This window comes from Rhodopseudomonas sp. (assembly GCF_048594845.1).
In the GTDB taxonomy this organism is placed as follows: Bacteria; Pseudomonadota; Alphaproteobacteria; order Rhizobiales; family Xanthobacteraceae; genus Rhodopseudomonas.
In genome coordinates this window covers 1-10163 of sequence record NZ_JBMDXE010000241.1, presented here as the reverse complement: position 1 = coordinate 10163, position 10163 = coordinate 1, and the positions used below count along the sequence as shown (strand labels likewise).

Annotated in this window: 10 protein-coding genes; 9 read left to right on the top strand and 1 reads right to left on the bottom strand. The window is 65.0% G+C overall.

The annotated features are described in order from the left end of the window. Positions 1-1040, bottom strand: a 1040-nt coding sequence (locus tag ACOJTD_RS15540; protein ID WP_420133797.1) for an amino acid ABC transporter substrate-binding protein, incomplete at its 3' end; no start/stop codon positions are given. 436 nt (positions 1041-1476) lie between these two features. Here ACOJTD_RS15540 and ACOJTD_RS15535 point away from each other — a divergent pair. The 9 genes from ACOJTD_RS15535 to ACOJTD_RS15495 form a co-directional block, all read left to right on the top strand. Continuing rightward, a complete protein-coding gene (locus ACOJTD_RS15535) occupies positions 1477-2490 on the top strand; it encodes a zinc-binding dehydrogenase (RefSeq protein ID WP_420133796.1) in 1014 nt (337 codons plus the stop codon). Beyond that, entirely contained in the window at positions 2487-2912 is a 426-nt protein-coding gene (locus ACOJTD_RS15530) for a PaaI family thioesterase (protein ID WP_420133795.1), read from the top strand. Before ACOJTD_RS15535 ends, ACOJTD_RS15530 begins: the two co-directional genes overlap by 4 nt. A gap of 84 nt (positions 2913-2996) precedes the next feature. Then, on the top strand, positions 2997-4541 hold the full coding sequence (locus ACOJTD_RS15525; RefSeq protein WP_420133794.1) for an ABC transporter substrate-binding protein: 1545 nt from the start codon (positions 2997-2999) through the stop codon (positions 4539-4541). Positions 4542-4551: 10 nt separating this feature from the next. After that, entirely contained in the window at positions 4552-5520 is a 969-nt protein-coding gene (locus ACOJTD_RS15520; protein ID WP_420133793.1) for an ABC transporter permease, read from the top strand. Further along, a complete protein-coding gene (locus tag ACOJTD_RS15515; RefSeq protein WP_420133792.1) occupies positions 5517-6368 on the top strand; it encodes an ABC transporter permease in 852 nt (283 codons plus the stop codon). The genes ACOJTD_RS15520 and ACOJTD_RS15515 overlap by 4 nt, the downstream gene beginning before the upstream one ends. Then, positions 6365-7372 (top strand): ABC transporter ATP-binding protein, encoded by a 1008-nt coding sequence (locus ACOJTD_RS15510; protein WP_420133791.1) that lies wholly within the window; start codon positions 6365-6367, stop codon positions 7370-7372. Before ACOJTD_RS15515 ends, ACOJTD_RS15510 begins: the two co-directional genes overlap by 4 nt. Continuing rightward, on the top strand, positions 7350-8372 hold the full coding sequence (locus ACOJTD_RS15505) for an ABC transporter ATP-binding protein (RefSeq protein WP_420133790.1): 1023 nt from the start codon (positions 7350-7352) through the stop codon (positions 8370-8372). The genes ACOJTD_RS15510 and ACOJTD_RS15505 overlap by 23 nt, the downstream gene beginning before the upstream one ends. 6 nt (positions 8373-8378) lie before the next feature. Beyond that, on the top strand, positions 8379-9890 hold the full coding sequence (locus ACOJTD_RS15500) for a class I adenylate-forming enzyme family protein (RefSeq protein ID WP_420133789.1): 1512 nt from the start codon (positions 8379-8381) through the stop codon (positions 9888-9890). Beyond that, positions 9887-10163, top strand: a 277-nt coding sequence (locus tag ACOJTD_RS15495; RefSeq protein WP_420133788.1) for an SDR family NAD(P)-dependent oxidoreductase, incomplete at its 3' end; no start/stop codon positions are given. The genes ACOJTD_RS15500 and ACOJTD_RS15495, both read left to right, overlap by 4 nt.

Below are 10163 nucleotides of genomic sequence, written 5' to 3'. Positions count from 1 at the left end.
TTCACGAGCTGCTCGCGCACCGCCGCGCGATCTTTCGATCCGGCCCGCTCGATGGCCGCCTGCAGGATAACGCCAACCGCCGCCCCCGATGCCTGGGTGAAATCCGGCTCGACGCCGTACTTCGCCTTGAACTGTTCGACGAACGCCTTGGTCGAGCCGAACACGTCCTCGCTGGTGTAGTTCAGCACGGGATGAAACCAGCTCGCGGTGGTGACGTTTTCGGCGAGCGGACCGACCGCGTCGATCCACTCCTTGTAGGCCGGACCGTTGATCAAGGTGTAGACCTGGCCACCAACCTTGAGTTCAGCGGCCTGCTTGCGAACCAGAATGAGGTCGTTGATATAGCCGGTGACGACGACCCAATCGGGCTTCGCCGCCCGCAACTGGGTCAGCGCCGATGAGTGATCGAGCGTCCCGATCGGATATTTCTCGGAATAGACCACTTCGAGACCGCGCTTCTTGGCACTCTTCTCGAATTCATTGCCAAGCGACAACGGATACAGATCGTTGCGGGCGAGAATCGCCACCCGCTTCACGTCCGGCAGCTTGGTCTTGATCAATTCGGCGATCGGCTCGCTGAGCGTGCTGTTGTCGGTGTAGAGGCCGAACAGATTCTTATAGCCTTGGTCGAACACTTCGGCCGACGACGCGCTGGAGGCCAGCAGCGGCACGCCATATTTCTCCGCCACCGAACTGACAGCCTTGGCTGCCCCGGAGCCGAATGGCGAGAACAGGAAGTCGACCTTGTCGTCGCTGATCAGCTTTTCGGCGAGCTGAACCGCTTTCGGCGTAGTCGATTGGTAATCGTAATAGACCAGCTCGACCTTCAGCGTCTTGTCGCCGACCTTCACGCCGCCGGCCGCGTTGACCTTGTCCAGCCACAGCTCGTAGCCCTGCTTCAGCTTCGCGCCTTCGGGCGCCAGCGCGCCCGTGAGCGGCAGCGGCGCCCCGATTCGAAGCGCCTCGTGTGCGCGCGCGGGCGACAGCACAAACGACGAAACGGCGAGCATCGCGGAAGCGATCGACAGCAGTGTTTTCATGACGCCCCTTGCACTTGATCAGGCGGCCCGTGTCGACGACCTGCTAATCGATGTCAATCCACACGATAATGAAAGCGAATATTTACTCCAAGACAGCCCTTCTGACGTAAATAGCAACTCCGCTCTCAGGCACGAGAACACAAAACTCTCTCGCGCCCCTCTGAAGAGCTCACCACAAATACACGGCACATCCCGTCGCGCGATTGCACTCATAGGGGCAATCAATAATCGCAATCGGAATCGCCGTTCCGCGCCCGCGCCCCGCATCGTGGTGCGGAAAAGAGAACGGGCGTCATCAATATGGATACTAAACGAGAATACGACTGATTGTTTGGGCGCCAGATTGAGACACCATTCTATTGATCCGGCGGTAAAACTCGACGCACACTGTCGCGACATTTTCGATTAGTTCAGCGACATGGGAGAAATCGAGTCAATGCGTGCCGTCGTCTTACGGGAGCATGGTGGACCTGAAAAACTGATCTATGAAGACAATTATCCCACTCCCAAGATAGGCGATGGTGATGTTCTTCTCAGGGTTCGTGCGTCATCCATCAACTACCATGATGTCTTCACCCGCCGGGGCATGCCCGGCATCAAAGTGCCGTTGCCTGTCGTCGTCGGACTCGATGTCGTCGGCGAGATCGCGGAGGTCGGCCCCTACGTCAGCGATTGGAAGATCGGCGATCGCGTTCTGGTCGACCCGATCAATCGGGTCGAAGGCGGGCTGATGGGTGAGACGGTGGACGGCGGACTCGCCGAATTCTGCCGCGCCCGTGCGCATCAACTAATCCGGATTCCCGATAACGTCTCGTTCGAACAGGCCGCGGCGCTGCCGGTCGCCTACGGCACCGCGCTGCGCATGATGAAGACAATCGGCAAGGTCAAAGCCGGCGAGAAGGTGCTGATTTTGGGCGCCAGCGGCGGAGTTGGCGTCTGCTGCGTGCAACTCGCCAAGCTCGCCGGCGCCTATGTGATCGCGGCCGCCGGCTCCGAAGAGAAGGCGCGCCGCCTCGAAGAACTCGGCGCGGACGAAACGATCCTCTACACGCGCGATGATTTCCTGAAGGTGATCTACGAGCGTCACGGCAAGCCGCACCGCCGCCGCTTCGTCGAGGGCGGCGGCGTCGACGTCGTCGTCAATTTCACCGGCGGCGACACCTGGGTGAAATCCCTGCGCGCCTTGCGGCTCGGCGGGCGTCTTCTCACCTGTGGCGCCACCGCCGGTTACGCTCCGCAGGAGGACATTCGATTCATCTGGACGTTCGAACTGCAGATCCTCGGCTCGAACGGCTGGGAGCCCGACGACATTCGCGAGCTGTTCCAGCTGGTCGGCGACGGCAAGCTCAAAGTGCTGATCGACCATGCCTACCCGCTCGAGCAAGGCGCGCTCGCCGTGCAGGCGGTCGAGGATCGAGCGGTGTTCGGCAAAGTCGTGGTGACGCCATGACGACGCCGCTCGATGCCGAGCAGATCCAGCAGAAGTTCGATGCGTCGCCGTTTAATTCGTGGCTGGGGCTGAAGGTCGTCTCGTTGGACTTGGCCAAGCAGGAAATCACGGTTCGTACCGAGATGCGGTCGGAATTCGAACGCGGCGCTGGCACTAGTCAGTGGCACGGCGGCGCGATCGCGGCGGTGATCGACACCGTCGGGGATTTTGCACTCGCGGCACTGGCCGGCCACGGCCTGCCGACGATCAACTTTCGCGTCGACTACCTGCGTCCAGCGGTCAAGACGGCGCTGATCAGCGTCGGTCGGGTTCGCAGAAGCGGCAAGAGCGTCGGCGTCGCTGACGTCGACGTGTTCGACGAGAACGGCACGCTGCTGGCGGTCGGGCGCGGCACCTATTCGACACTGCCGAGCGCCGGCTGACCGGCACATCGATCAAATACGGGGACGACTATGACCGGACTTACTCGAAGGCATCTTCTTCTGGCAGCGGCTGGCAGCGCGCTCGTGCCCGGCCTGATCGGCCGCGCTTCCGCCGAAACGCCGAAACGCGGCGGCACGCTGGTTGCGACCTGGGGCGGGCTCGAACCGCAGGCGTTGTTCGTGCCTCCCGGAGGCGGATCCAGTCCGGACTTCACCTCCACCAAGGTGCTGGAGCGGCTGCTGGCGCTGTCCGACGACTTGCAGTTCAAGCCCGTGCTGGCAACCTCCGTCACGCCCTCCGCGGACTTCGCCAGCTACACGATCAAGCTGCGTGACGGTGTCGCCTGGCACGACGGCAAGCCCCTGACTGCCTACGACATCGTTTTCAGCGCGCTGTCGTACTGGAAGCCGATCTCGGCGGGCGCTGCGCTGGATGCGCTTGCCGGCGCCAAAGCGATCGACCAGACGACGGCCGTACTCGAGTTCAAGGCGCCTGTTCCGGAGTTCTTCCTCAAATCGGTGTTGGCCGGCAAAGGCGCGCTGGTCATTCCCAAGCACGTCTACGACGGCAGCAACATTCTCACCAATCCGATCAACAACGCGCCGATCGGCACTGGCCCATTCAAGGTCAAGGAATGGGTGCGCGGCAGCCACGTCGAGTTCACCCGGAACGAGAACTACTGGGACGCCGGCAAGCCGTATTTGGACCGGCTGATCATCCGCTGGTGGCGTGATCCCGCGTCGCGCTCCGCGGCGTTCGAGGCGGGACAGCTCGACCTTGCCGTGTTCAATGCAGTGCCGCCGCCGGACATCCCGCGCCTCGTACAGGGCGGCAAGTTCGTCGCCGAAACCAAGGGTTACGCCAACTCCGCGTGGCTCACCACACTGGAGTTCAACCAGCGCCGCGACATCGTCTCCAAGCCCGAGGTCCGGCGGGCGCTGCATCACGCCATCGACCGCAGCTTCATCGCCGACACGATCTTCTTCGGCCGCGCCAAACCGTCGGTCGGCGCCATCCATGCCTCGAACAAGATCTTCTTCACGCCCGACGTGCCGAACTATCCGTTCGATCCGAAGAAGGCCGGCGCCCTGCTCGATGCCGCCGGCTATCCGGTCAAGAAGGGATCGCGCTTCTCGATCAGCCTGGTGTCCGCCGGCTGGTTCGAAGAGAACGTCAAGATCGGCCAATACGTCAAACAGGCGCTTGAGGACGTCGACATCAAGGTCGAACTCTCCGTCCCGGATCGCGCGACCTCGCTGAAGCGGATTTACACCGACTACGATTTCGACGTGGCGATTTCCAACAACTCCGGCTCGATCGAACTGCTGCCATCGACCACGCAGTTCTACACGACGGACGGCATCGTGAAGGGCGCGGCGTTCCGGAACGCGACCGGCTATTCGAACCCGCAAGTCGATGGCCTGGTTGCCGAGATCGCTCGAGAGACCGATCCGGAACGCCGCGTCGGCCTGGTCCACAGCTTCGACAAGCTGGTGACCACCGAGGCGCCGATCCTGCCTCTGGTCGATCTCGAGCCGGTCACCATCGCGCGCGCCGACGTCCGCGACCACTCGCTCGCCGCGGACTTCATGGGCGAGTCGTGGTCCGGCGTCTGGCTGGCGAGGTAGGATGCGCGGCATGCGGCGGTTGGCCAAAGCGCTCGGAGAGATCGTGGCGCTGGTGCTCGGAGTCATCGTGCTCAACTTCGTGTTGATCCGATTGGCGCCGGGCACCCTGTTCGACGTCATGACGTCCGAGCAGCAGATCATCGATCCGGCGATGCTCGAGAAGCTGCGCAGTCTGTACGGCTTCGACGACCCGGCCTACATCCAGCTCGCCAAATACATCTGGTCGGTGCTGCGGTTCGATTTCGGCTTCTCGTATCGGCAGAACGCGCCGGTGCTCGACGTCATCCTCGAACAACTGCCGGCGACGCTGCTGTTGATGCTGGCGGCCATCTCGATCGCCGTCGTGCTCGGCACCACCGCCGGCGCGATTGCCGCCGCCAAGGTGAATACAATCTGGGACAATCTGATCTCGTTTGCCGCCGTGTTCTTCTTCGCCGCGCCGAGTTTCTGGCTCGGACTGATGATGACGATCCTGTTCGCGGTGAAATTGGGATGGCTTCCGGTCGGCGGCATGACCTCGATCGGGGTCGACCACTCCTGGCTGGCCGCGAGCCTGGACGTGCTGCGCCATCTCGCACTGCCGGCGCTCTCACTCGGGCTGTTCTATGCCGCGACCTACGCGCGGGTGATGCGCGCGTCGATGCTCGAGGTCGCGCGGCTCGACTTCGTGCGCGCGGCACAGGCCAAGGGCCTGTCGCGCACCCGGGTCATCCTGGCCCACGTGGTGCGCAACGCGCTGCTGCCCGTGGTCACCCTGCTCGGGCTCCAGCTCGGTACCGTGCTCGGCGGCAGCGTGGTGGTCGAGGCCGTGTTCAGCTGGCCCGGCATCGGCAGCCTGCTGTTCGACTCCGTGATGAGCCGGAACTATCCAGTGGTGCTCGGCATCCTCATCCTCGGCGCGCTGGTGGTGGCGCTGGCGAACGCGGCGGTCGACCTGATCTACACACGGCTCGATCCGCGCATCCGGACGGCACGATGATGCGCGCCTCGACTTTGCTGGACTTCATCCGCAACTTCAGCCGCAACCGGGCGGCGGTTGCGGGCCTGATCATCGTCGTCGCCGTGGTGGCGATCGCCGCGCTGGCGCCGCTGCTGTTTCCGCGGAATCCGCTGCGCATCGTCGCGCGTCCGGAAATCTGGCCATTCATCAACTCGTCCTATCCGCTCGGGACGGATTCGCTTGGCCGTGACATTGCCGCGATGATCGCCCATGGCGCCCGGACCACGCTGGCGATCAGCTTGTTCGCGTCGATCACCGCGACCGTGATCGGCGTGTCGGTCGGCGCCACCGCCGCCTATTTCGGCGGATGGGCCGACCGCGTGCTGATGCGGATCACCGAGCTGTTCCAGACCGTGCCGGCCCTGATCTTCGTTCTGACGATCGTGGTGATCCTCGGGCAGCGGATTGAGAACGTCGTCATCGCCGTTGGCCTCGTGACCTGGACCTCGATCGCGCGGCTGACGCGCGCCGAATTCCTGACGCTGCGCGAGCGCGAGTTCGTGCTGGCGTGCCGGACCATGGGCATGTCCAACTTGCGCATCATCCTCGGAGAGATCCTTCCCAACGCGCTGCCGCCGATCGTCGTGCTCTCCTCGCTCTCGGTGGCCGGCGCGATCCTCTACGAGTCGGCCGTTTCGTTCCTGGGCCTGGGCGACCCGAACATTGCGAGCTGGGGACGGCTGATCGGCGACGGACGCAGCCTGATCCGGACGTCCTGGTACATCTGCGCGATCCCCGGCGCGACCATCATGATCACCGTGCTGGCCCTCAACCTCGTCGGCGACGGCCTCAACGATGCGCTCAACCCGAAACTGCGTGACCGATGACGAACGATCCCCTCCTCCGCGTCGACGGACTGTCGGTTTCGCTGTGCACGCGCGGGGGCGTGATGCAGGCGGTCGACAACCTGTCGTTAGCCCTAGCTGCGGGAGAAACACTGGCGATCGTCGGTGAATCCGGATGCGGCAAATCGCTGACGGCGCTGGCGCTGATGCGGCTGCTGCCGACGCCGCCGGCGCGCATCGTCGCCGGCCGGATCGACCTCGGCGGCGTCGACCTGGCGACGCTGCCTGAAGCACGGATACGCAAGGTGCGCGGCCGCGAGATCGGCATGATTTTTCAGGACCCGCTCGGCGCGCTCGATCCGGTGATGTCGATCGGCCGGCAACTGACCGAGGCGATCTGCGCCCACATGCCGATCTCGCGCCGCGACGCCGAGACGCGTGCAGTCGAATTGCTCGACCGCGTCAGCGTGCCGGACGCACGGCGCCGGCTCGACGAATATCCGCATATGCTGTCCGGCGGCATGCGGCAGCGGGTGATGATCGCGATGGCGATCGCCTGTTCGCCGAAGGTGCTGATCGCCGACGAGCCGACCACGGCGCTCGACGTGACGGTTCAGGCCCAGGTCATCGAGCTTCTGAAGGAGCTGCAGCAATCACTCGGCACCGCGCTCATCCTGATCACGCACGATCTCGGGGTGGTCGCGGAGATCGCCGACCGCGTGCTGGTCATGTATGCCGGCCGCCCCGTCGAACAGGGTCCCGCGGCCGATCTGTTCGAGAGCCCGCAGCATCCCTACACCCGCGGGCTGCTGAGATCGACGCTTGGTCTCGGCCGGCGGCACGGCGATTTCCTTCCGGAGATCGGCGGCACCGTGCCGTCGCTCGCGGAGCTGCCGCAGGGCTGTGCATTTTCCAACCGCTGCTCTGAGGTCCGCGATATCTGCCTGACATCGTCGCCGCCGCTTCGTTCGTTGTCGCCAGGACGTAGCGCGGCCTGCTTCGTTGCCGAGGAGGACGCACGCCGTGTCGCTACTCAGCGTTCGTGATCTGGTGGTCCGCTACGAGAGTTCGCACGGCCGGCTCTCGGCGGTGTCGGGCGTGTCGTTCGATATCGAGCCCGGGGAAACCGTCGGGCTGGTCGGCGAGTCCGGTTGCGGAAAGTCGTCACTGGCAAAAGCCATCATGCAACTGGCGCCGGTCTCCGAAGGCTCGATCGCCTTCGAGGGACGCGCCTTCGGTTCGATCCATCGCCATGAACGCGCGGAGTTTCGCCGCAAGATCCAGATGATCTTTCAGGATCCGTACGGCTCGCTCAACCCGCGGCACGATGTGCTCACCATCATTCGTCAACCGCTGCTGATCGCCGGTTGGCGGCGCGCCGAGGCGAGTGAGCGCGCCCTCGATCTGATGGATCAGGTCGGGCTGCCGCGGCAGGCGGCGACGCGCTACCCGCACGAGTTCTCCGGCGGACAGCGCCAGCGCATCGGGATCGCCAGGGCGCTCGCGCTGGAGCCGCAGCTCGTCGTCTGCGACGAGCCGGTGTCGGCACTGGATGTTTCGGTGCGGGCCCAGATCATCAATCTGCTAACGCGCCTGCAGCGCGGCCGCGAGATCGCGTTCCTGTTCATCTCGCACGATCTCAGCGTGATCGAGCACGTCGCCCAGCGCGTGCTGGTGATGTATCTCGGCCGGATCGTCGAATCCGGTCCCGTCGCCACGGTGTGGCGGTCGGCGGCGCATCCCTACACGCGCGCGCTGCTGGCGAGCGCACCGATCGCCGATCCCCGCTTCGCCCGGCGGCGCGTTCGCAAACCGATCGAGGGCGAACTTCCGAGCCCGTACAATCCGCCGTCGGGCTGCGTGTTCGTGACGCGCTGCCCGTTCGCGCAGGATCGCTGCCGCCACCAGCAACCGCAGCTGCGGCCCAAGGCCGCCGGTCACTCGGTCGCCTGCCATTTCGACTTGCCGCCGCTGGTGCACCCGGTCCCCGAACCGATCGTCGCCGGCGTAGCCGTCAGACCGCTACACACTGCCCTTAAAGGATGAACGAGCATGCGTTGGACCAATCTCGGCGATCTGATCGACCGTAACGCCGACCTCGACCGCGTCGCGATCATCGACACGCCGGCGCCCGGGCTCGAGCGCACCTTCACGCACCGGGACGTCGATCTCCTCGCCGGCGGCATTGCGCGGCTGCTGCTGTCGCGCGGCTTGCAGCGCGGCGCATCGGTTGCGATCGCCGCGTTCAACCGTGCCGAATATCTGGCCGCCTATTTCGGCATCATGCGCGCCGGTCTGGTGGCCGTTCCCATCAACATCAAGCTGCCCGCCGAGACGATCCGGTTCGTGATCGAGGATTCCGGCGCGCAGCTCGGCTTCGTCGACGCAGCCCACCGCGGTTTGCTGCAGGATATCGTCCCCGTAATCGAGTTCGACGATGCAGGCTCGGACGGCTTCGGATCCGTGGTTGAGCCGGGCTCGTTCGAGAGCGTCGTCGTCGAGGCCGACGAGGTCGGCCAATTGCTCTACACGTCCGGATCCACCGGCCGGCCGAAGGGCGTGCCGCTCTCGCATCACGGACAGCTGTGGGCGCTCTCGACCCGAACATCGGGAGCCCTCAATCAGCACGAGCGCTACATCATCGCGCAGCCGCTGTATCACATGAACGGGCTGTTCTCGGCCAAGACAGTGTTCGGCACCAACGCGTCGTTGGTGCTGCAGCCGTCATTCGACAGCCGCGCCTCTCTGGACGCGATCGCGCAGCACAAGGTCACGGCGGCGACGGCGGTTCCGACGATGTGGGCGCGCGCGCTGAAAGAAACGGATCTGCTCGCCGCCCGTGATTTCTCGTCGTTCCGGCGCCTGATGCTCGGCTCGGCGCCGATGACGGTCTCGCTGCTGGAGCGTATTCGCGCGGCATTTCCGGGAATCACCATCAGCGTCGGCTATGGCACCACCGAGGCCGGTCCCGCGATCTTCGGTCCCCATCCGAACGGCCTGCCCGCGCCGCCGCTCGCGCTCGGCACCCCGATCAACCCCGATTTCGTCAAGCTCGTTGGAGCCACCGAGAACGAGGGCGTGCTGTGGATGCGCAATCCGGCGGTGACGGCCGGCTACCGCAATCTGCCGGCGCAGACCGCCAAGGTGCTGAGCGACGACGGCTGGTACAACAGCGGCGATGTCATGCGCCGCGATGCCGAAGGGTTCTACTACTTCGTCGGGCGGGCCGACGACATGTTCGTGTGCGCCGGCGAGAACATCTATCCCGGAGAAGTAGAGAAGCTGTTGGAGCGCCACCCTGCCATCCAGCAGGCCGCCGTCGTGCCGCTGCCCGACGAGGAACGCAGCCAGGTGCCGGTCGCTTTCGTTGTCAGCCGCGGCGAAATCGCGCTGTCGGCGGAGGACGTCAAACGGTTCGCGCTAGCCGGCGGGCCGGCCTATCAGCATCCGCGGCGCATCCGCTTCCTGCCCGAGCTACCGTGGGCCGGCACCAACAAGATTGATCGCAAGGCGCTGCTCGACCTCGCGCGCGACATCGAGACCACGCAGGCGTGGGATCGATGACCGGCCGCCTCACCGGCAAGGTGGCGGTCGTGACCGGCGCCAGTCGCGGCATCGGCCGGGCGATCGCGCTTCGCCTCGCCGCGGACGGCGCGAAGGTCGTTGTCCACTACAACAAAGCCGAGAAGGAAGCGCGCGACGTCGTCGCGGCGATCCGGGCCGACGGCGGAGAGGCGCTCGCGATACCCGGAGATCTCGCGGCGCCCCACACCCCCCCGCGCCGTGCCGCAAAGATCGTAGCGGCAGCGCGTGCCGCGCTGGGTGCGCCGGCGCGGG